Raw genomic sequence first — 21,366 nt, 5'->3', positions numbered from 1 at the left:
TTGGCTTTCACAAGCTGGCCCCATTGATCGATCTGCCCGCGGATGGCCCGCTCATCGACGCCAGTGTCGACAGCGGCGCTATCGTTCAGCGCGGCACCGTCTGCAGGCGTCTCACTCGCTTGGCACGCGGTCAGCAATGCGGGGAGAATAAGAAGCAATATGGATTTGGTCATTACCCCCTCCTTTTTGCAGTCCTCCCCATAGCACCGACACCGCCGTTCGACAGCAATTTCCCGCGCTCGGAAACGGTCGTTCAAAATTGCGAGTGGCTCTGGGACCTTGCGCTCGGTCCGTTTCGGAGATCAGGTGCAAGCGGTATCAACAAGGGCAGCAGAGTCCGTTCCGAAACCAGCAGCGCGATTTGGGGTTTCCAGAACAGAGCGGTGGCGTACCAGTTGCCCAACGAAGTATCGCTTCGGCCCGAAAGTGAAATTTCCGGCTTGATCCGATCGAGTAACTTCTTGGTGCAATACAGGTAAAACATTGGGCTCAGGGATTAGGATCCCAACTTTGCGAGTCCAGTGCCCATTGCCGGAGCTTTCCGCCCCCGCCAACATGGCAGCGGCTCTCAAGCTGCCCTTCGTTCATCATGAAGATTACCGACCTTTGAGGACATCAAAGGCCGGTAAACTGTCAAATTTCGGTCCGCTCGGACAGTGTCAGGGCATCGTCCACATCGGCCCCGAGATACCTGACCGTATTCTCAATGTGGGTATGGCCGAGGAGGATCTGTACTGCGCGGAGATTGGCCGTCGCCTTGTAGATCAACGCCGCCTTGGTCCGTCTCATCGAGTGTGTGCCATAGTCTCGTCTGTCCAGGCCGATCATTGACTCCCATTCGTCGACGATGCGCGCATATTGCCGTGTGCTCAAGTGCCCCGGATAGTCAATCCTGCTTGGGAAGACGAAGTCGTGGATCATCCCGCCGCGACGATCAAGCCACGCCTTCAGACTCGTTCGTGCCTCGGACATGATATCGAATTGCACAGGCCGGCCTGTCTTTTGCTGTATGACAGTGGCGCGATCACGAAACGAACCCGCGCTCATCAGGTCCCCTATCCTGATCTTGGCCAAATCACAGCCACGCAACGTGCTGTCGATAGCCAGATCGAATAGCGCGCGGTCGCGCAAGCGCCTGTGTTCGTCGAGATAGAAGCGGATGGCTCGGATGTCGCGGGGTTTAAGCGGGCGCTTGGGTCCTACATTCTGCCCTGCATTCCAAGGACGCCGATCATGTACGGCAGGGTCAAGATCTGAATGCCCTATGATAGTCCTCCGATGGCCGGAATTGGCCGATCAGAAGATAACGGAACACCGCCATGTACGGCGACTTGAGCCTCACGGCATCTTGCCAATTTTTGCCAAACCCGCTATGCCTCAGTCCATGTCGACGATGAACATATCGCTTCCGGATACGCTCAAGGCGTTTGTGGACCAGCAGGTCAACATGCGTGGTTACGGCACGAGCAGCGAGTATGTGCGAGAGTTGATCCGCAAGGATCAGGACATTCAGCGCCTTCGGGAGATGCTCCTGGACGGTGCCGGTTCTGCAACGACCGCGCCGGTTGACGACGGATATTTCCAAAGCCTTCGTGACCGTGTGACGCAACGCACGGGATCGTGACTGCAAAACTGGTTATACCGCGCGCCAAAGCGCGGGCGGATGTCGACTTTGCGGTCGAGCATTATGCGGACGAAGCCGGCGCGGATGTGGCTTTCAGCTTCATTGACGCACTTGAACAGGCCTATACCTTCATCGGACAAATGCCGGCGGCAGGATCTCTACGCTGGTCTCATGAACTCAACTTGCCGGAGTTGAGAACCATAAGGCTCAAGGGGTTTCCGTGGCTTGTTTTCTACCTTGAATTCGAGACCCATGTGGACGTCTGGCGCGTCCTTCACGCCAAGCGGGACATGTCTGCCTGGTTGGCCGATGTAGACGACTAACGCCGTCATCGCGGTCATACGTCGATCGATGTCGTTGTCCTGAAACCTTCCTTTCGTTCAGCGTCCATGCTGATTGTTGGTTATGCGGTCGTGTCATCTGCTTCATGGTTTCCCCTTGAAGATAAATCCCGCGGACGATGTCACATTGACCCGAGCTGGCTCGTCATGTCGGCATCTCCATCAGAAGAGGATGATCCTCATGACACCTCGCGCCGATTTAGCCGCTGTTGCACCCGACCTGTTCAAGCCCTGGTATACCTTTTCAATGCAAGTCGAGAAATGCGGCCTTGAGAAGTCGTTGCTCGAATTGGTCAAGATCCGCGCGTCGCAGATTAACGGCTGTGCCAATTGCCTCAACATGCACACCGCCGACGCTCGCCGGGCCTCCGACACAAAGGCCTACATCAAGTGGGAACGCCAGGATGCATGATCAGCCCAAGCGCAAATTTCCAGACAACAGGTTGCTCAATCTTGAAAAAAAATGTCGCTGCCAACCCTCGTATCAAAACGGCTGGTTGAGGCGATGCAGGGCTCCCTCCAGAAGCGCGGCATGCTCTTCCGGCGGACGGTGATTGAGTTGCAGCTGACCGATACCAATGCTGCTTTCGATAACGTCACGGCACCGGTCGAAACGGCGGTCCTCATAAGCTTGCAGCCCTTCTTGCACTGTATCGGCCTTGGCCAGTTCTTCGGCAAGCACGATACCGCTTTCCACCGCCATGCCAGCACCTGACGCCAGGTGGGGTGTCGTCGCATGGACAGCATCGCCTACCAGTACCATATGGCCGTTGTACCAGGGCCGGGGCTGCAGGGCCGCTGCGAGCGGGCGGTAATTGATCCAGTCCTCGCGCGTCATGTGGTCGCGAATCCAGCCGGCATTGCCACCGAATTCGGCCAACAGTCCCTTGAGAGTGGTATAAAGTTCCTCGTCGGTCATGAACTCTTCGCGTTCTTCATGCTCGGTCAGCATCCACATGTAGACGTCATCCGGGCTGCAGGCTGTAATCCCGCAAGGGTTGTCGTGCCCCAGGAAGAACTCCCCGGCGTCAAGGCCAGGCGGCTTGCGGATCGAGATACGCCAGCAGCCTTGCCCGGTCGGAACGGCCGGTGCCATGTGCGGGAACGCGAAGTCACGGACGCATGAGAAGACACTGTCTGCACCGACGACGAGATCGAATTGCCCCTTTGTCCCGTCGGAGAAGGTGACATCAACTCCGGTCCCGTCCTCTTCGAGCGCAGTAACGGTCAAACCGAGGCGAACGGGGATCTCGAGTTCACGGACACGCTTCTGCATGATCCGGTGCAGCACCGGCCGCATGATGCCGCCGGTCGCGGGAAGCCCTTCCTCAATCACCGGTTCGTCGAGGGTTTGCAGCAGAGTGCCGTCGTAACGGTAAAGATGGGTCTTGTTGGTGATCGCGCCAGCCTGCTTGATGGGCTCCAGGAGTCCAAGTCGCCGATAGGCCCGCAGGGTCGGACCGGTAATGGTGATGCCTGCGCCATAGACGCGCCATTCCGGATCGAGATCGATAAGGTCGACCTTCACACCCCTTTCCGCAAGAGAGATGGCCGTTGCCATCCCACCTATGCCCCCGCCCACGACAAGTGCGCTGACGATGCTGCTGATCTTCTCCCGTGTCATGCATTGGGAACTAGCGCCACCACCGCAACAAACAAATTCGAACTGTGGATGGGTGAGTATCGACACAATCGGTGTGATTTGCTGCGCACAAATGAGTAGCGCCAGTTGCACAAAGAACAACGCACTTCATGGGAGGGTACCAACGTGCGCAACCGGCTTTTGAATTCTGCCTGCATTTCCGCGATCGCCATCACAGGTCTGTGGTCCGCACCGGCGCTTGCCCAGGATTCCAACAACGGCGGCATTAACGAAATCATCGTCACTGCGCAGCGCAAGGAAGAAACCCTGCAGGATGCCGCCATTGCCATCGATGCGGTTGGCGGCGGCGACCTGACCGCACGCGGCATCACCCAGGCCGACAACCTTACCAAGGCCGTACCGGCGATCTCAATCACCAACGGTGGCGGCTCGAACACCTCGATCTTCATTCGAGGCGTCGGCAACATCACAACGTCGAGCTACAACGACCCGGCCGTGACTCCCAGCTATGACGGTGTCGTGCTTGGCAGGGCTGCGGGCGCATTCGGCGCGGCATTTTACGACCTCGCCCGCGTGGAAGTTCTCAAGGGACCGCAAGGCATTCTCTATGGCCGCAACGCCACTGGCGGCGCCGTCAATATCATCCCCAACCGCCCGGTCCTTGGCGAGACCAGCGGAGGTTTCACGGTTTCGTTCGGCAACTATGATGCGGTCAATGCCGACGGTCACGTAAACATCGCGATTGGCGACTCCAGTGCCCTTCGCCTTGCTGCGACCCGTCAGGTCCATGACGGATACAACCGCGATGGCAGCGACGATCTCGATCGTTCCGGCCTGCGCGCGCAGTTCCAGCTCGAGCCCACCGACACGCTCTCAATTAAGGTGGGCGGGGATTACACCAAGGTCAGTGGCGTCGGCGCCGGCCCCAACTATATCGGCACTTTCATCCCCGGAGCGACATTCACGTTCGTCCCTTCGGGTCTGAATTCTTCGGAAGGCCTCAACACCGACGCAGCCAACGCCTTCCGCCAGACTTCGCTCGGAGCCCCTGGCTTCGGCTTCCTTGCCCCGATCAACCAGCAGCAGATGACTGACGCCACTTACTGGGGCGTCAATGCGGAAATCACGCTAGACACGGGCATCGGCAAGCTTACCGTGCTCCCTGCCTACCGACACACAGATGCCGAGAGCTACTTCTACGGTCCTGCATTCAATACGGCCTATACAAACGAACAGGACAAGCAGTTCAGCCTCGAAACCCGACTCGCCGGCAACGTTGGAATGCTCGACTACGTCGTGGGGGCCTTCTACTTCGACGAGACGGTCAAGAATACCGGTGAATACAACCAGGAATTCGTGCTCCCGATCCAGCATTACACCCACAACACCAAGTCCTATGCCGGTTTCGGTCAGCTCACAGCACATGTGACCGACACCTTCCGCCTCGTCGGCGGCCTACGCTACACACATGACAAGAAGTCGATCGACGGGGTAATCAACAACTTCATCACGTTCTGCGGCGGCATCCCTCCGGTCACACCCCCAGCGTCGTTCGCGGCCGGTTGCGCGGTTCCCGGTGCCCTGCCGCATTACCCCAACTTCACCACGACTGCCGATACGGTGTCGTGGCTCACCTCAAACGGCTACATCGCTTCGGGCAGCTCGATTGTCTCCGGCAACCAGGTCTTCCCCCTGCTTTCGGGTGCTGGCGTGATCCTCAAGACCGATTTCCCGGTCCAGGATTCGGGCAGTTTCAGCAAGCTGACGTGGAAGGCCGGTGTGGAAGTCGACGCAACGCCGGATTCACTACTCTACGCAACGGTCGAATCCGGCTACCGCGCCGGCGGCTTCCAGCTTTCCGAGGGCAATCCGAACTATAACCCCGAGACCATCACGGCTTACACGATTGGTTCGAAGAACCGTTTCCTCAACAACAAGGTCCAGCTCAACATCGAGGGCTTCCTCTGGAAATACAAGGACCAACAGATCAACTACTTCACCGTTTCGCCGGGAGGTGTTCTGGTCAATACCATCAACAATGCCGGCCGCGCGGACATCAAGGGCTTCGACGTAGACCTTACCGTCAAGCCGATGCACCTGACCACGCTGAACGCCAAGGTCCAGTACCTTGACAGCAAGTACAAGTCGTTCAGCCGCCTCACCGCACCGCCGCGCAACAACATCAACTGCCCGTCAAGCCTGACCGGCGATACACTCACCGATGGCACGCCGATCATCTCGTTCGACTGCTCCGGCAAGCCGCTGCTCTACTCGCCCAAGTGGACGTTGAACCTCGGCGCCGAACAGATCGTACCGTTGGGCGACACTTATGAACTGGTGGCCTCGGTCAACACGGCGTGGCGCGACTCGTCATACGGCGCTTTCGAATACCTCGATTTCGAGAAGATTCCCGCCCACTGGACGACCGATGCGAACCTGACCTTGCGTCTCGCCGATGGCGGCCTCTCAATCGGCGCCTTTGTCCGCAATATCGAAAACAAACGCCGGATCGCCTCGCCGCAATCATCGCCAATCGGTTTTGCCATCGCCACCTACACGGCGCCACGGACTTATGGCCTGCGGCTTTCGGCGGACTTCTGATCCGATGCGCGCCAACACCAATCGCCGGACGCTTTTGAAGTGGCTGGGCGCGACGACAGCAATCGTCGCGCTCCCCGGAACCGGGCGCGCATTCTCGCGTCGGGCTTCGGCCGCGAAGAAGCCGAACATCGTGTTCATCCTCGTCGATGACATGGGGTATGCAGATCTCTCGGTTACGGGCTCATCGCACATCAAGACACCCGCGATCGACAGCCTGGCCCGTGACGGCGTGCGCCTGACTCAGGGCTATGCAAGCACACCGATCTGTTCGCCCACACGCACGGCTCTGCTCACCGGTTGCTGGGCACAACGCTTCCCCGTGGGTGTGGAGGAACCGCTCGGTCCCAACGCGCCTGCGCACATCGGGGTTCCATACGACCGCCCGACCATTGCATCGGTCATGCGCGACATCGGGTACCACACGAAGCTGATCGGCAAGTGGCATCTGGGTGATCCGCCGGAACACGGCCCGCTGCAGCACGGCTATGACGAGTTCTTCGGTATCGTCGAAGGTGCGGCCGACTACTTCCGACACCATATTGTGGTCCACGGCAAGGAAGTGGGAATGGGCCTCGCCCGGGGCAACTCGCCCGTCGAGGCGGGAGGTTACCTGACCGATCTGTTCGGTGCGGAAGCCGTCGAAACGATCGAGAAGTCCGGCGAAAAGCCCTTCTTGCTGAGTCTGCACTTCAACGCGCCACACTGGCCCTGGGAAGGCCGGGAAGACGCTGCTGCAGCAAAGACCATCCCCGACTCCTTCGACTACGATGGCGGCAGCCTTAAGAAATACGAGGAAATGATGGAGGCGGTAGACGACAACGTCGCGAAGATCCTTGTCGCGCTCGAACAGACCGGCAAGACTCAGGACACCATTGTCGTCTTCACCAGCGACAACGGCGGCGAGCGCTATTCACAGACATGGCCCTTCGTGGGTCACAAGGGTGAAGTGCTCGAAGGCGGCGTGCGAGTACCGATCATCGTCCGCTGGCCCGGTCATATCGCGCCGGGAAGCGTCTCGGACCAGGTCATGTCCTCGATGGACTTCCTGCCGACGCTGCTGACAATGGCTGGCGGGAACGTCGCCAAGGCGGGCACCTTTGACGGCGCCGATTTGGCCGCCCAGCTCACGGGCAAGGCAGCGTCAATCGAACGCACACTGTTCTGGCGTTTCAACGCGAACAATCAGGCCGCGGTACGCAAGGGCGACTGGAAGTACGTCAGGATCGGCGGGAAGGAACGCCTTTTCAACCTTGCCGAGGATGAGCACGAGCGCGCCGAGCGCCAAGGCGCCGAACCGCAAAAATTCGATGAACTCAAACGCCTGTGGGACGACTGGAATCGTCAGATGGTTCCCTATCGGGTCGATGGATTCTCCGAAGACGTGACCAAGACCTACATCGACCGGTACTGAAGGAGAACCTTGTGAAGATCCTCGTCACCGGCGCCGGTGGTTTTGTCGGGCGTCAGCTCGTTTCGCTCCTGCTCGATCAAGGCCATGAGGTCACCGGGCTGGACACGGTTGCGGTCGGCATCCCGCCGGGCGCGCGGTCTGTCGAAGGCGATCTGGGCAGCGCGGCGGTTCGGGCGGATGCCTTGGGCCATGGCTGCGAGGCTCTTGTCCATCTGGCAACCGTCCCGGGCGGAGCGGCCGAGGTCGATCCGGTGGCATCGCGCCGCATCAACATCGACGCGATGTACGATCTGTTGTTGGAGGCCGCCGCCCTCACGCCCGGTCTTCGCGTCGCCTATGCCAGTTCCATCGCCGTGTATGGCGATCCGCTTCCCGGCCATGTCGACGATGCGACGCCGCTATCACCCAAGATGATCTACGGCGGGCACAAGGCGATGATGGAGCACGCCGTCGCCATGTTCTCCAACCGCGGCATGATCAACGGCGTAACGGTGCGTCTGCCCGGCATCCTTGCCCGTCCAAAGGGCCCCTCGGGCATGAAGTCGGCATTCATGAGCAACCTGTTCCACGCCCTCAGGGAAGGCGAACCGTTCACCTGCCCTGTATCGGCTGGCGGCACGATCTGGGCTGAATCCGTTGCCCGTTGCGCGATGAACTTTTCCCATGCGCTGACACTCGACACCGCGCTGCTGCCGCCAAACCGCGCTGTCACGCTGCCCGCACTGCGGGTGACGATGGGCGATCTTGCCCAAGAAGTGGCAAGCCAATGTGGCGTGAGCGTGGACCTCGTGACTTATGAGCCCGACGCCGCGCTCGAAGCCGCCTTCGCAGCCCAACCACCGCTGGAAACACCGGCAGCCGAACGCGCCGGTTTTGCACATGACGGCAATCTTGCTAAGCTCGTCGCCAACGCCCTCGGCACCCTGGCCTGAGGAGCGCGGGAGATGGCGATGCGTTTCGGTCGGCTGGACCTCAATCTGCTGGTAGCACTCGATGCGTTGTTGACCGAACGAAGCGTCTCACTTGCTGCTGACAAGCTTTGCCTGTCGCAGTCTGCGACGTCGAGTGCGCTCGGCCGGCTGCGTGATTACTTCGGCGATGAACTGCTGGTCGTGAAGGGCCGCCACATGATCCTCACGACACGCGCAGAAGAACTGATCGAACCGGTGCGCGGGGTCCTCGAGCAGATACGCACGACGATAACCATCACTCCACCTTTCGATCCGGCAACAGCCGAACGCCAGATCAGGATTATGGCGTCCGACTATTCCACGCAGGTGCTCCTTACCGAGGCACTGGCTCAGATGGAGAAGGAAGCACCAGGAATCCGCTTCGAGATTCAACCGATGAACGACGCACCAGTCGACACTCTGGAGCGCGGCTACGTCGATCTGCTACTAACCATCGATTACGCAATCTCGACGGACCATCCCAGCCAGATCCTGTTCGAGGACGACTACGTGGTGCTCGGCTGCAAGGACAATCCGGCCATGCAAGGGCCGATGACACGCGATCTCTACTTCAAGCTCGGCCACGTAACGGCGCGCTTCGGCAAATCGCGCGTTGCCGCCTTCGATGATTGGTTCGTCAAGCGCCAGAAGCAGCAACGCCGTGTCGAAGTCGTCGCACCGACATTCCTATCGCTCGCCGGCCTGGTCATGGGCACGCACCGCATAGCCACCGTACACCGCCGCATGGCGGAGATGTTCGCACGCAATCTCCCGCTCATCATGCGCGAAACCCCGTTCAACATCCCGCGCATTCGCGAGGCGGTGCAATGGCACATCAGCAACAACAACGATCATGCCATTCGCTGGGTTGTCGAGCGATTGGCAGCCGCCGCAAAGGTCAATGAAGAGAAAAGCAACGTCGTCTCGATCGAGGACAGTGCCCGGCAGGACGCCGAACGCGAACGGCTTGAATTCGAATATCGCATGAACAACCAGAACAATTAGGACTGTCAGCCGTCCATGCTGGACTCGCTGTCGTACCTTTCCCGATTTTCCCGGATCGTGCCGGACCGCGTGTTGATCCAGTCAATCATGGTCCGGGCCCGTTCCGACAATTCCTGACCCAGCTCTGTCAGCCTGTAACTAACCTTCGGCGGCACGTCATCACTCACTGTGCGCTGCACGAACCCGTCCCGCTCCAGTGCGCGCAGCTTCAAGGTCAGCACGCGCTGCGAAATCGCCCCCTCATAGGACAGCGCTTCCATTGCGCGCTTGAGCTCGGCGTGGCGGATTTCGACTTGCCACAGAACGAGGAGGATCAGCGTGGTCCAGCGATCGCCCAGCATGCCCATCACGGCACGCGCGGGCGCTTCCCGATCATTGCCATAGCGGGCCATTTCATCGGCAAGACGCACCATGTGTTCCGGTTTTGGCGATGCCTCATTCATCTCGCGCATCCGCAGCCCAGGGGCACAAAAAAGTGCCGTCTTCCATCCATCAGGTGGTACTTTATGACTGCTGCCAAGACAGTCAATCACGGGAGAGCGCAATGGTTGCCGATGCCATCAGGCTGGACGGCAAGGTCGTCATTATTACCGGCGGCGCAGGCGGGATCGGATCAGCTACAGCACGGCTGATGGCCGCACGCGGAGCAAGGGTCGCCATCGCCGACATCATGGAAGACGCTGCCCGGAAAGTGGCTGCCGGACTGCCCGGCGCGATAGCCATTCATCTGGACCTGGAGGACCAGACCTCGATCGAAGCGATGATCGCCGAGACGGTCGCCCACTATGGCCAGCTCGACGTGCTGCACAACAATGCCGCGCTGCTCGGTCCCGACATTGCCCAGGCCGACAACGACGTGGAAAGCATGTCGACAGCGCTCTGGGACCGCACTTTCGCAGTCAACGTGCGCGGCACGATGATCGGCTGCCGCGCCGCCCTGCCCCACCTTCGCAAGACGCGCGGCAACATCGTCAACACCGTAAGCAACCTTGCGCTGCAGGGGCACATGATCCAGGCCGCCTATTCCTCGTCGAAGGCGGCGATCATCCAGATGACCCGCGCCATTGCAGCCAGTCACGGTATCCATGGCATTCGTTGCAATGCCGTCGCGCCGGGCATGACCATGACTTCGGCCCTGCGCGATGCCTTCCCGCCGGTGTTGCGCAAGGCCGTGGAGGACGAAACCCTGCGCGACCAGCTCGGCGAGCCGGAAGACATTGCCGAAGCCGCGGCTTTCCTCGCGTCCCATGCGGCGCGCAACATAACCGGGCAAGTGCTCGTCGCCGACGGCGGCTGCGCCAGCCACGTGCCGGGCATTTCACAGTTCCGGTCCTTCTTTTCGGGAGAACACGCATGAGCCAGTACGACATCGTCGTCATGGGCGCAGGCCATAATGGCCTTGTCGCCGCCGCCTACATGGCCAAGGCAGGCAAGAAGGTTCTCGTCCTCGAGCGCAAGCCCCACTACGGCGGCGGCGTCTCGACGCGGGAACTCATTCATCCCGGATTTTGGCATGACGAGCATTCCAACGTGCACATCATGATCCAGGGCAACCCGATGTTGCGCGAAGACGAACTGGGTCTACTGGGCAAGTTCGGCCTCGAATACATCTATCCTGACCTGATCCATGTCAGCATCTGGGACGACGGCACCGTCATCCGGAGCTACAAGGACCTAGACCGCACCTGCGAGGAACTGGCGCGCACCACGTCTTCACGCGATGCCGAGGCGTACCGCAAGTTCGTACAAATGAGCCAGCAGATGCTGCCCATGATGGTGTCGGGCCTGTACTCTCCACCCTTCCCGATGGGGGCCTTCGTCGCGATGATGGACCAGTCGGACGAAGGACGCTTCCTGCTCGATCTCATGCAACGCTCTGCACTCGACGTCGTCAGCGGTTATTTCGAGAGCGAGCTCCTGCGCCTCCATATCGTGCGCATGGTCACGGAGAACCTGCAGATGCCCGACGAACTGGGCACCGGCATGGGCGCCTTCGTCATGCCGGGCATCGTCCACACTTACGGTTGCTCGATGCCCAAGGGCGGTTCCGGCCAGCTGTCTCACGCACTGGTGCGGGCCATCGAACATTTCGGTGGCGAAGTGCGCTGCAACGCAGCGGTCGCGAAGGTCCTTGTCTCCTCCGGCAAGGCAACCGGCCTGCAGCTCGTGGATGGTGAAACCTTCATGGCCAGGGACGGCGTTATCGGCGCCATCCATCCGCATGTGCTGCGCAAGTTCGTCGCAGAAGTGCCCGAGCCGGTGCTGCAACGGGCCGAGCGCGTCACTCAGTCCACGTTCTCGATCAACCTTACGCACATGACACTGAAAGAACGGCTGAAGCTGAAGGTCGGCAACGACTGCAATGCCATGATGACCGAGCTTATGGACTTCTACACCATGCGAGACATGCTGTTCGAATATGACAAGTTGCGGCGCGGCGAAGTGTCCGAACGACTTATCGCGGGCGGCGACAATACGATATTCGACCCCAGCCGGGCTCCCGAGGGCTCAGGCGTGTTCTACGGCGTCAATTTTGCCCCCTACGATCTTTATCCGGGCGGCCCGGCATCCTGGGACGACCGCAAGGAAGAGATCGCGGACAAGGCGCTGGACCAATACCGCAAATTCTATTCGAACCTGGACGAGGACAACATTACCGGGCGCCTGATCCGCTCACCCATTGATCACGAGCGCGACAGCCCGGCCAGCTTCATCAAGGGTGACATTCACGGCTGCGCGCCCTTCTTCTATCAATCAATGGCGCATCGCCCGACGTCGGACCTCGGATCCTTGCGCGTTCCGGAAATTGAGGGGCTCTACCTCGTCGGTCCGTTCATGCATCCGGGCGGCGGCGTTTTCGGTGCGGGCCGCGCGACGGCGATCCAGATGATGGACGATCTCGACATCGAATACGACAAGGTTTGCGGGGAGCCCGTGTGATGAGCGACAAGAAGAAGAAGGCGCCCGTGATGAAGATTCTGGATGCCAACGACAAGGAACTCATGGCCGTGCGCCGGTTCGACCGTGATGGCGACAACCTGGTGATCCGCGGCAAGATCTTCGGCGCCATGCCAATGGTCGCAAAGGTGACGCCAGAAGAGGCTCGCGCCGCGCTCAAGCTGCTGGACGCCCGGACGATCATGTTCCTGCTGACACTGCTGTTCCGCAAGAGCAAGTAGGCCTCACCAGTAATTGGCGGGCCCATTGGTTTTCTCGATAGGTGCCCGTCAATTCAATCCATGATCCGCGATTGCGCTGGATCAAGAAAAACAGCCGCTCGTGCCGCCAACCACATTCCTGACATTTGGGAGTTTGGATCAATGGCAATTACAGGGATCAGGCGACCGGTCTTTCTTGTCGACGATATCGAGACAAGCCAGCGCTTCTTTACCGACTACGGCCTCCATCCCATCGAGCGTGACGAGACATCGGCACTACTCGAGACGATGGACGGCGGCGAGGCGGCCACGCCGGCCTGCCTTCTGGAACCGAGCAAACCGGTATAGGCGTGCATGAATGCGTCTGGACCTTTCCGGACGTGCAAGAGGCGCTCGAATACTACCGTGACCACCTCGACTTCCGGGTCACCGACCTGCAGAAGGGCTTCGGCGTCTACATGCGCGCCAGCGTTGCCTTCGAGCACCACAACATCTTCCTCGCCGATGCCCATGCGGGCATGCCCAACTTCGACGGCACGCTGCGCTTCCATCACTGCAATTTCGAGCTGGAAGACATCGACGAAGTCATGGTCGCGAAGAACTATCTCGACCGCAAGGGCTGGAAGAACAATGGGTGGGGCCTCGGCCGTCACCGGCTGACTTCGGCCGCCTTCCTCTATACCGACACCGTCGCGTTCCTTGGTGGCGAGATGGAATACGGCGCTGACTGCGATTGCGTCGACGACAGCTGGAAGCCCCGCGTGTGGGACGGCCCTTTCGGCACGGCCATTTTCATGCACGAACTGCCTGTCTGGATGCAGGACTACCCCAACTGGGACGTCACTTTCGCGCGTGACGATCAGCTTCGCTACCTGCCTGCCGACCCCAGCCGATCGCCGAGCCGGCCCCGTAAGAGAGGATACAAACATGACAAAGGCACAGAAAGTACTCGTAGTCGGCGGCGGCGTTGGCGGCCTGGCAATCGCCATCGGCCTGCACCAGCAGGGCATCGACGTCGAAGTGGTGGAGCGTGACAAGGACTGGAAGGTCTATCACGTCGGCATCAACGTTCAGGCCAACTTCGTGCGCGCCCTCAACGTGCTGGGCATCGGCGACAAGGCGGTTAAGGCCGGATACGCCTATCGCGGCGCACGCTTTGTCGACATGGACGGCAATGTCCTGCAGGAATTGCCCGGCGACACAGCAGTCGATGCCCTGCCGTCCGACCTCGGCCTTACCCGTCCGGCGCTGCACAAGGTGCTGACCGAAAAGACGCTTGAACTGGGCATTCCGGTGCGTCTTGGCGTCACCTTCGAGAGCTTCACCGATCGCGGCGAAGCGGTGGACGTCACGTTTACCGACGGCAGTGTTGGCACCTATGACCTCGTGATCGGCGCCGATGGAAACTACTCGGCGGTGCGCAATGTACTGTGGCCCGAAGCCAAGCCCGAATATACCGACCAGGGCGTATGGCGCTACAATGTGCCTCGTCCCAAAGACCTCGAATGGTCGGATATCTACGTCGGCAAGCCCAAGGGCAAGGTCGGTTACTGCCCGCTGACCGAGGAGGACATGTACATCTTCGCCGTGTTCGAGGAGCCCGGCAATCCGCGCTTTCCCAAGGAGACGCTCGCAGACGAAATGCGCAAACGGCTTGAAGGCTATGGCGGATTGATGGCCGAAGCGGCCAGGCACGTTACCGATCCGGACCTTGTGGTCTATCGCCCGCTCGAAGCCTGCATCATGCCCGCCCCCTGATACAAGGGCCGCTTAGTGCTGATCGGCGATGCCGCGCACAGTGCCACCCCGCACCTTGGGCAGGGCGCGGCCATGGCGATCGAGGATGCCGTCGTCCTCGCCGATGAACTGGCGCACCACGATGTCGACGCGGCGCTCGATGTCTTCATGAAACGCCGCTTCGAACGTGCAAAGCTGGTGGGAACCAGTTCGATCCTGCTCGGCGAATGGGACATCCACCCCGAAACTGCAGGCGATCCGATCGCACTGACCGACGAGATCCGCAAGAAGCTCGCGGAGCCGGTCTGAACCGTCTCTCCCGACACATCGCGGTCATCGCGATGCCGCCACCTTCTCCGGACCTGAGCCGGGGAAGGTTTCGGCGATTTCGATAGGATGCATCCCACAGGTTCGGTTTTATCCCTGGTCCGGTTCCGTTCATAAGCGCAGCATCGAGAGTTATCGGGATCAGAAAAGCATGAGCATCTTGGGAGTTGAAAGCGTTCTGTTCGGCGTGTCGGACGTGGCCGAACATACCCGCTTCTGGACGGACTTCGGCCTGCCAGTCGAAAGCGCGAGCGACAGCGAAGCCGTGTTCCGCCTCGCCTCGGGCAGCCGCCTGATCGTCCTGCCGCATGGCGATGCCCGCCTGCCCTCTCCCGACCCGTTCCCCGGCGATGGCCTGAAGCTGACCGTCTGGGGTGCAGACACCGCGGAAAACCTCGAAAAGATCGCGGCCAGTCTGGCCAGTGAAGTCGACGTGACCCGCGACGCGGAAGGCACCGTCCATTGCATCTGCCCGGACGGCCAGCCCATCGCCGTGCGCGTATGGGACAAGCAGACGTTCTTCAGCGAAGTGAGCCCGGTCAACACGCCCTCCTGCTATCCGCGCTTCAACCAGCACCGCATCTGGCGCCAGAAAGCGATCCCCAAGACGATCAACCATGTCGTCTTCTTCTCGCCCGACTATGTCGGCAGCTTCGAGTTCTACGAGCGCCACCTCGGTTTCCGCTATGCCGACCACTCGAAGGGCACCGGCATTTTCGCGCGCGCTGGCGGCACCTACGAGCACCACTCGATCTTCTGGGTGAACTGCGACCTGCCGATCGCCCCCGATCACTTCAAGTTCATGCACATCGCCTTCGGCTGCGACGACATTGACGAAGTCATGCTCGGCGCCAACCTGATGGACAAGAAGGGCTGGAAGAACGAGACGATGAACAGCTCGGGCGGCATTTCCCGCCACCGTATTTCCAGCGCCATCTACTATTACTGCGACATGCCCGGAAAGTGCGGCGAGGCTGAATACCATGCCGACACCGACTATCTCGATGACAACTGGGTGCCGCGCGCCTGGGACTTCCGCTTCGGCTCGCTGCTGTGGTCGAACAATGCACCGCCGATCTTCCGCGGCGACAACATTCCCTGGGACATGACCTTCGACGCCGACCGCGCCAGCTTCGAGCCCTATCGCAAGACCACCCCCGGCAAGAAGCCGGTGGAAGGCAAGCTCGCAGAAATCACCGACGACGACGAACACGCCATCTGATTATCGTCGGGTCGCTCGAATGCCGGGCAATGCCACAGCAGGCTCGGCCATAATCCTGCACGCGCGAAAGCCCTGTTCGCGGCGCCTCTGTTTCCTCCGGCACTTGCCCGGCCAACGCGCCGCGCTATCGTGGCAAGATGAAATGCGCCCCCCTGCTCGCCCTGCATGCCGGCAAGCCGGGCACCACACGGATGCTGCTGATCGGCCACCTCGATACCGTGTTCGAACCCAGCTCCCCATTCCAGAGCGCGAAGCGCGAGGGCAACGTGCTGCATGGTCCCGGCGCCGCCGACGACAAGGGTGGCGTGGTAGTCATGCTGGCCGCGCTGCAGGCAATGAAGGCCGCAGGTACGCTGCGAAACGCCAGTATCGAGGTGGTCCTGACCGGCGACGAGGAATCGGTGGGCTCACCTGTCGGCACGGCGCGGGCAGATCTTGTCGCTGCGGGCAAACGCGCCGACGTCGCACTCGACTTTGAAGGATTGGTGATCCTCGACGGACAGGATTACGGCTCTGTCGCACGGCGATCGTCCGGCAACTACACAATCACCAACACCGGCAAGACCGCCCATTCAAGCGGCATCTTTACGGACAAGGTCGGCTACGGCGCGGTCTACGAACTGGCGCGCATCATCGACAGCTTCCGCCGGGAGCTGCCTGAACCGAACCTGACATTCAATATCGGCCTCATCGCGGGCGGCGCCACGGCCGCGCTAAGCACGGACGAAGCCGGGGCCAGCGCAACCGGCAAGACCAACATCGTACCGCCCGTTGCCATTGCGCGCGGCGACTTCCGCGCACTGACCCAGGACCGGATCGAACGGGTCAAGGCAAAGATGAAGGCCATCGTGGCCGACCACCTGCCGCAAACTGGAGCCCGCATCGACTTCAAGGAAAGCTACCCGCCGATGCCGCCGACGGCTGGCAACCAGGCGCTGCTGAACACGCTCAACACCATCAACGCCGATCTCGGCCTGGCATCGATGCCATCCCTTGATCCGCTAAAGCGCGGCGCAGGCGACATCAGCTTCGTTGCGCAATATGTCGATGGGCTGGCGGGCATGGTCCCCAGCAGCAGCGGCGATCATACCCCGAAGAGCGGGTCGACCTCTCCAGCTTCCCGCGCCAGATCAAACGCGCGGCACTGCTCATGACACGCCTCAGCAGGCAAACGGCCAAGTACTGACCCGGGGTCACACTCAGATGACCTTGGAGATGTGTTCCACGCTGGGCGGAGCGACGAAAAACGGCGAAGCCAGCGTCCGCCATGCCTGAAAGCCTTCGGACTCGCGGAAGTCGACCATATGCGCTTCCACGCTCTCCCAACCGATCACGAGGTGATAGCGCTCCGGGCTTTCGATCGAGCGTTCCAGTCCGAACGAGACAAATCCTTTCGCGGCCTCGAAATGCGGGCGCGCCGCAGCGACGGCCGCCTCGAATGGACCGGCCCGCGCGGGATCAATCGTGAGCGTCGCGATTTCGTGGATCATGTCGTTGCTGCCTTGCGTCAGAGTTTGGAGTTGCCCGCGCTCCATCGCGCGGTGAGTTCGATACCGCTGCCCACTGGCAACAGCACAGTTTGCAGGTCCGCCTTGCTCCGAACTGCCTCGCGGTAGAGGCGCACGCTCGGACGATCGAACTCCGGCTCGATCATGTTGTCCGATGCGACAAGCGCTTCTTCCGAAAGCTTCGGATAAAATGCCTCGAAGCAAGGCAGATAAAGGTCTTTCCAGATATCGAGGAGCACGAAGTCCCATGGCCCCGGATCGGCTGCCAGAAGCTCAAGAGCGTCGCCGCATCGAAAGTCGACGGCTTCGGTCAGCCCGGCTTCTGTTAGCTGTTCCCGGGCGTGCAACTGCTTGTAATCGGCCAGTTCCATGGTGACGACCGTGGCACCTACTTGTGCGGCGGCATCGGCCAGGAACAGAGTCGAGTATCCATAGCTGGTTCCCAGTTCGAGAACACGCCGCGGCTTGCGCGCGAGCACCAGCGCGTGAAGCAAGCGCCCGACATCCAGCCCTACCGGCAGGAGGAACTCATCGCGCACGGCCATTCCCGCCGAACCGAGTTCCCGCATCCGCACCCGGTCGGCCTCGGCGCGGGCCTCGTAACGAGCGAAAACGCTCTGCGCAGCGGGGGCGGCGAAGATCACGGATTGGGCTCCTCGACGAATTCGATCAGGTTCCCGGCGCAATCGCGGATGAAGCAGCCCTTGCCGAACGCTTCGCGCACGACGAAGGCCACTTCGGCCTGCTTCTGCTCCATCTCGGCAAGGAACACCTCAAGGTCTTCCACCCGGAATGCGACGTGCTTGTTGCCATGGGTCTGGAGGTCACGCGGGGGGAAGCGGCGGTCTTCCGGCAGTGGCGCGGCGCCTGCCACCTCAAAGATCTCGAAGCGCAGAGGTCCCTTCCGGACCATGGCCGCATGTGCGCGGGCCGGCTCGATGTAGAAGCGCTTTTCAACCTCGAAGCCCAGCACGCGCCCATACCAGTCGATCGCCTCATCGAGGCTAGGAACCGACACGCCGCCGTGATGGAAAGTGAACTCGGCCATTTCGCTTCTCTCAGCCCATCTCGTTGAACGTCTCGGCACACCAGTCGGCGATGTAGTCGCGCATGCCGGTGCCGTTGTCGGCGCCGCAGTGCTCGACCTCGAAATCCTTCTTCGTGAACATGCGCATGGTCCGCTTTGAACTGTTGACCGCCTCGTCGTAGCTGATCTGCGCATTGTAGGCCGGGATCTGGCGGTCGTTCTCGCCATGGGTGATGAGGAACGGGACCGTGATTTTCCCGACCTGGCCCGTTAGGTCCACCTGATCGGTATATTCGAGCAGCTTGTCACGGTCATCGAAGCCGAAGACCCACATGACGTGATCCCAGTAGTGCGGGACCGGGTTCTCGCCTTCATTGGCGACGCGCTCGCGCTGGCGCTTGCCCCAGACATGGTTCGCACCCATCACCGCGCACAGCGCATAGCGCGGCTCATTGGCGGCAATGCGCGGGGCGTGATAGCCGCCGAACGAAAGGCCGAAGATGCCGATCTTGTCCTTGATCACGTCCTCGCGCGTCAGCAGGTATTCGAGCGCGGGCGTGCCCCAAGCCTCGCCATTGTAGACCGCAGGCAGGTTACGCTTGCGGATCGCCTCGCCAGTGCCGGGCTGATCGACGAACAGGGTGTTCATGCCGCGTTCGAGGTTGGAAAGGCCATGCCCGGCCATGCAGACCTGTTCCTTCATGGAATCGAGGCCATTGACCGAGACGAGCGCCGGGCGCGGTGTGCCTGAGCCATCGTGATAGAAGATGCCGGTGTAGCTGGTGTCGCCGTAAGGAATTTCGACCTTCTCGACATGGATGCCGCGCAGTGCGCAGCCCTTGTGGAACAGCTCCATGCCCTTGTCGTAGGCAGCCCAGCGCGGCGGATAGTCGCGGCTCTGCATGCGCTCAGCGGCAAGGAAGTAGCCCGAGGCCCGCAGATACTTGGTCCCGGCAGAGAGCAGGTATCCGGCCGTTTCGTCCTCCGCGGCATTCACCGCGACCTGGTCGGCCACGCGGATCCAGCTGTCAAACATCAGGGCCGAGGCCTTGTCCGGGCCGAGTTCCTTCGACGCTTCCATGATCGGCCGGTTGGCCTCGTCGATCTCGCCGTGGTTGCCACCGCACACGAGCGCGAGGTTCGTGGCGAGGTTCCAGACGTAATTTCCGGGAAACGGTTCGAACATGAGACGGTCCTTCAGTTTTCGTCGATAACGGCGACAGCGCGGGTCCAGCCCGCCGATGCGCCCTTTATCTTGTGAGGGAAGCAACTGACCATGAAACCATGGGATGGCAGCGCTTCGAGATTGTGCAGCTTTTCCAGATGGCAGTAGCCGATGTCCCGCCCGGCCTTGTGCCCTTCCCAGATCAGCGAAGTGTCGCCGGTCGCGGCCACTTTCTCAGCCGTATGGCGGAAAGGCGCATCCCAGCTCCAGGCGTCGATGCCGGTGACGCGGACACCGCGGCTGGTGAGATAGATGGTTGCTTCGTAGCCCATCCCGCAGCCCGTGCCAACATAGTCGGGGTCGCCCACGGCCATTCCCGCCGCCGTATTGATCAGCACGATCTCCAGCGGCTGCACATCGTGCCCGATACGCGCCAACTCGGCTTCAACGTCTGCAGCGCCGACGACATAGCCATCAGGGAAATGCCGGAAATCCAGCTTCACTCCGGGCTGGAAACACCATTCCAGCGGGACCTCGTCGATAGTCAGCGCCGGTGCGCCACCATCCTGCGTCGGATGGAAGTGCCACGGCGCGTCGAGATGGGTCCCGTTGTGCGTGGTCAGCGTAATTTTTTCCACCGCGCCGAACCCCTCACCGCCCGGCATCTGATCTGCGCCGACACCGGGAAAGAAGGTATTGAGCTCGTCAATCGTGTCGTGATGCGCCGCATATTCGATATGCGGCCGCATGAACGGCGGGTCGGCCACGACCTCGTTTTCGAGCAGGATCGAAAGATCGACGAACCGGCGCGGCATGGTGCTAATCCGCCGTCCAGCCGCCGTCGACGACGAGGCTGGTGCCGGTCATCAGCGCGGAAGCGTCCGACGCAAGGAAGAGGACGGCACCCATCAGGTCCTCGACCTGCCCGATACGGCCGATCTTGATCTTGGTCAGCACGCTCGACCTGAACACCTCGTCCTCGAAGAACGGTTTGGTCAGCGGGGTCTCGATGAAAGTGGGGGCGATCGTGTTGGAGCGGATGCCATGCTGCGCCAGATCCAGCGCGAAAGCCTTGTTCATCCCCTCCATTGCCCACTTGCTGGCACAGTAAAGCGAGCGGTTCGGTCCGCCAACATGGCCCATCTGGCTTCCCATGTGCACCAGCGAACCTTTCGTGCCGGTCGCCATCATCCGCTTTACGCAGGCCTGCGCAACGAAGAAGGCACTCTTCACATTGAGATCGAGCACGGCATCATAATCGTCTTCCGACACCTCCCACATCGGCCTAGGCCTATTGGTTCCCGCATTGTTGACGAGAACGTGGAAGGGATCGCGGTCGGCGAAGAAGGTATGGACCGCGTCAAGGTCCGACACGTCGAGCGTGGCTGCCTCGGCCTGATATCCTGCCCCGGCCAATTCGGCCGCAGCCGCCTCGATCTCGGACGAAGTGCGTGCGACCAGCGTCACATGGGCGCCAGCGTCTGCCAGTGCCGCTGCAGCAGCGAGCCCGATACCCCGCCCCGCGCCCGTCACCACCGCGCGCCGGCCATCGAGGCGAAAGCTCGGGGTCGTGGGCAGGGTCATGCGGCTATCCTCGTGTTCTGTTTCGTATCACAAATCCCGCAGACGGGACGGCACAACCCGGCGGTGGAGAGAGACAAGCCGCTCCGACCCGTCTCCGCATCCC

Annotated in this window: 23 protein-coding genes and 2 pseudogenes; 15 read left to right on the top strand and 10 right to left on the bottom strand. The window is 61.0% G+C overall.

What is annotated here, in order from left to right:
• Positions 1-253 precede the first annotated feature (253 nt).
• Entirely contained in the window at positions 254-484 is a 231-nt protein-coding gene (locus B5483_RS23795) for a DUF6933 domain-containing protein (protein ID WP_425435061.1), read from the bottom strand.
• A 149-nt stretch (positions 485-633) separates the two neighbouring features.
• Positions 634-1,266 carry a tyrosine-type recombinase/integrase gene (locus B5483_RS21565; protein ID WP_079731963.1) on the bottom strand — a complete coding sequence of 211 codons (633 nt, stop codon included), beginning with the start codon at positions 1,264-1,266 and terminating at the stop codon, positions 634-636.
• A gap of 118 nt (positions 1,267-1,384) precedes the next feature.
• On the opposite strand from B5483_RS21565, the gene B5483_RS21560 reads away from it, so the two are divergent.
• The 3 genes from B5483_RS21560 to B5483_RS21550 all read left to right on the top strand — a co-directional run bounded on the left by B5483_RS21560 (position 1,385) and on the right by B5483_RS21550 (position 2,377).
• On the top strand, positions 1,385-1,624 hold the full coding sequence (locus B5483_RS21560) for a ribbon-helix-helix domain-containing protein (protein WP_079731968.1): 240 nt from the start codon (positions 1,385-1,387) through the stop codon (positions 1,622-1,624).
• A complete protein-coding gene (locus B5483_RS21555; RefSeq protein WP_079731962.1) occupies positions 1,621-1,947 on the top strand; it encodes a type II toxin-antitoxin system RelE/ParE family toxin in 327 nt (108 codons plus the stop codon). The genes B5483_RS21560 and B5483_RS21555 overlap by 4 nt, the downstream gene beginning before the upstream one ends.
• A gap of 199 nt (positions 1,948-2,146) precedes the next feature.
• The gene (locus tag B5483_RS21550; RefSeq protein ID WP_245829518.1) at positions 2,147-2,377 is read left to right on the top strand and encodes a carboxymuconolactone decarboxylase family protein; all 231 of its coding nucleotides are present in this window, start codon (positions 2,147-2,149) and stop codon (positions 2,375-2,377) included.
• Positions 2,378-2,449: 72 nt separating this feature from the next.
• Here the strand turns inward: B5483_RS21550 and B5483_RS21545 are convergent, their stop codons facing one another.
• Positions 2,450-3,589 carry an FAD-dependent monooxygenase gene (locus B5483_RS21545; protein ID WP_079731961.1) on the bottom strand — a complete coding sequence of 380 codons (1,140 nt, stop codon included), beginning with the start codon at positions 3,587-3,589 and terminating at the stop codon, positions 2,450-2,452.
• A gap of 144 nt (positions 3,590-3,733) precedes the next feature.
• Between B5483_RS21545 and B5483_RS21540 the strand changes: the two genes are divergently transcribed.
• From B5483_RS21540 to B5483_RS21525, 4 genes are read left to right on the top strand one after another with little or no spacing between them, the layout of a single operon-like run.
• Positions 3,734-6,169 carry a TonB-dependent receptor gene (locus tag B5483_RS21540; RefSeq protein WP_079731960.1) on the top strand — a complete coding sequence of 812 codons (2,436 nt, stop codon included), beginning with the start codon at positions 3,734-3,736 and terminating at the stop codon, positions 6,167-6,169.
• 4 nt (positions 6,170-6,173) lie between these two features.
• Positions 6,174-7,580: a sulfatase family protein gene (locus tag B5483_RS21535; protein WP_079731959.1), complete on the top strand. Its 1,407-nt coding sequence runs from the start codon at positions 6,174-6,176 to the stop codon at positions 7,578-7,580.
• 11 nt (positions 7,581-7,591) lie between these two features.
• Positions 7,592-8,512: an NAD-dependent epimerase/dehydratase family protein gene (locus tag B5483_RS21530; protein WP_079731958.1), complete on the top strand. Its 921-nt coding sequence runs from the start codon at positions 7,592-7,594 to the stop codon at positions 8,510-8,512.
• A gap of 12 nt (positions 8,513-8,524) precedes the next feature.
• The gene (locus tag B5483_RS21525) at positions 8,525-9,535 is read left to right on the top strand and encodes a LysR family transcriptional regulator (protein WP_245829516.1); all 1,011 of its coding nucleotides are present in this window, start codon (positions 8,525-8,527) and stop codon (positions 9,533-9,535) included.
• 5 nt (positions 9,536-9,540) lie between these two features.
• Here the strand turns inward: B5483_RS21525 and B5483_RS21520 are convergent, their stop codons facing one another.
• Positions 9,541-9,948 (bottom strand): winged helix-turn-helix transcriptional regulator, encoded by a 408-nt coding sequence (locus tag B5483_RS21520; protein ID WP_079731957.1) that lies wholly within the window; start codon positions 9,946-9,948, stop codon positions 9,541-9,543.
• A gap of 131 nt (positions 9,949-10,079) precedes the next feature.
• On the opposite strand from B5483_RS21520, the gene B5483_RS21515 reads away from it, so the two are divergent.
• The 8 genes and pseudogenes from B5483_RS21515 to B5483_RS21475 all read left to right on the top strand — a co-directional run.
• Positions 10,080-10,892 (top strand): SDR family NAD(P)-dependent oxidoreductase, encoded by an 813-nt coding sequence (locus B5483_RS21515; protein WP_079731956.1) that lies wholly within the window; start codon positions 10,080-10,082, stop codon positions 10,890-10,892.
• A complete protein-coding gene (locus tag B5483_RS21510; RefSeq protein ID WP_079731955.1) occupies positions 10,889-12,475 on the top strand; it encodes a phytoene desaturase family protein in 1,587 nt (528 codons plus the stop codon). The genes B5483_RS21515 and B5483_RS21510 overlap by 4 nt, the downstream gene beginning before the upstream one ends.
• A complete protein-coding gene (locus B5483_RS21505; RefSeq protein ID WP_079731954.1) occupies positions 12,475-12,714 on the top strand; it encodes a hypothetical protein in 240 nt (79 codons plus the stop codon). The genes B5483_RS21510 and B5483_RS21505 overlap by 1 nt, the downstream gene beginning before the upstream one ends.
• A 141-nt stretch (positions 12,715-12,855) precedes the next feature.
• Entirely contained in the window at positions 12,856-13,041 is a 186-nt protein-coding gene (locus B5483_RS21500; RefSeq protein ID WP_079731953.1) for a VOC family protein, read from the top strand.
• A 2-nt stretch (positions 13,042-13,043) separates the two neighbouring features.
• Entirely contained in the window at positions 13,044-13,727 is a 684-nt protein-coding gene (locus tag B5483_RS21495) for a VOC family protein (RefSeq protein ID WP_176168163.1), read from the top strand.
• Positions 13,621-14,739: pseudogene (locus B5483_RS21490) on the top strand (FAD-dependent monooxygenase). The gene B5483_RS21495 and the pseudogene B5483_RS21490 overlap by 107 nt, the downstream one beginning before the upstream one ends.
• A 169-nt stretch (positions 14,740-14,908) precedes the next feature.
• Positions 14,909-15,979 carry a VOC family protein gene (locus B5483_RS21480; protein ID WP_079731949.1) on the top strand — a complete coding sequence of 357 codons (1,071 nt, stop codon included), beginning with the start codon at positions 14,909-14,911 and terminating at the stop codon, positions 15,977-15,979.
• A 152-nt stretch (positions 15,980-16,131) separates the two neighbouring features.
• Positions 16,132-17,165, top strand: a pseudogene (locus B5483_RS21475) (M20/M25/M40 family metallo-hydrolase); the annotation flags it as partial.
• Between the two features lie 13 nt (positions 17,166-17,178).
• On the opposite strand, the gene B5483_RS21470 reads toward B5483_RS21475, so the two are convergent.
• From B5483_RS21470 to B5483_RS21445, 6 genes are read right to left on the bottom strand one after another with little or no spacing between them, the layout of a single operon-like run.
• Positions 17,179-17,469 (bottom strand): antibiotic biosynthesis monooxygenase family protein, encoded by a 291-nt coding sequence (locus tag B5483_RS21470; RefSeq protein WP_079731966.1) that lies wholly within the window; start codon positions 17,467-17,469, stop codon positions 17,179-17,181.
• Positions 17,470-17,486: 17 nt separating this feature from the next.
• A complete protein-coding gene (locus B5483_RS21465; RefSeq protein WP_079731948.1) occupies positions 17,487-18,131 on the bottom strand; it encodes an O-methyltransferase in 645 nt (214 codons plus the stop codon).
• A complete protein-coding gene (locus B5483_RS21460; RefSeq protein ID WP_079731947.1) occupies positions 18,128-18,535 on the bottom strand; it encodes a VOC family protein in 408 nt (135 codons plus the stop codon). Before B5483_RS21460 ends, B5483_RS21465 begins: the two co-directional genes overlap by 4 nt.
• Before the next feature lie 10 nt (positions 18,536-18,545).
• A complete protein-coding gene (locus tag B5483_RS21455; protein WP_079731946.1) occupies positions 18,546-19,700 on the bottom strand; it encodes an alpha/beta hydrolase in 1,155 nt (384 codons plus the stop codon).
• A gap of 11 nt (positions 19,701-19,711) precedes the next feature.
• Positions 19,712-20,494, bottom strand: coding sequence for a cyclase family protein (locus B5483_RS21450; RefSeq protein ID WP_079731945.1), 783 nt, complete (start codon positions 20,492-20,494; stop codon positions 19,712-19,714).
• 4 nt (positions 20,495-20,498) lie between these two features.
• Positions 20,499-21,263, bottom strand: a complete 765-nt coding sequence (locus tag B5483_RS21445; RefSeq protein ID WP_079731944.1) for an SDR family NAD(P)-dependent oxidoreductase — start codon at positions 21,261-21,263, stop codon at positions 20,499-20,501.
• Positions 21,264-21,366: the final 103 nt, after the last annotated feature.

Source organism: Novosphingobium mathurense (assembly GCF_900168325.1).
GTDB classification, from domain to species: Bacteria; Pseudomonadota; Alphaproteobacteria; order Sphingomonadales; family Sphingomonadaceae; genus Novosphingobium; species Novosphingobium mathurense.
The sequence above is the reverse complement of the archived record's forward strand: the minus strand, read 5'-3'. Positions and strand labels throughout refer to the sequence as shown.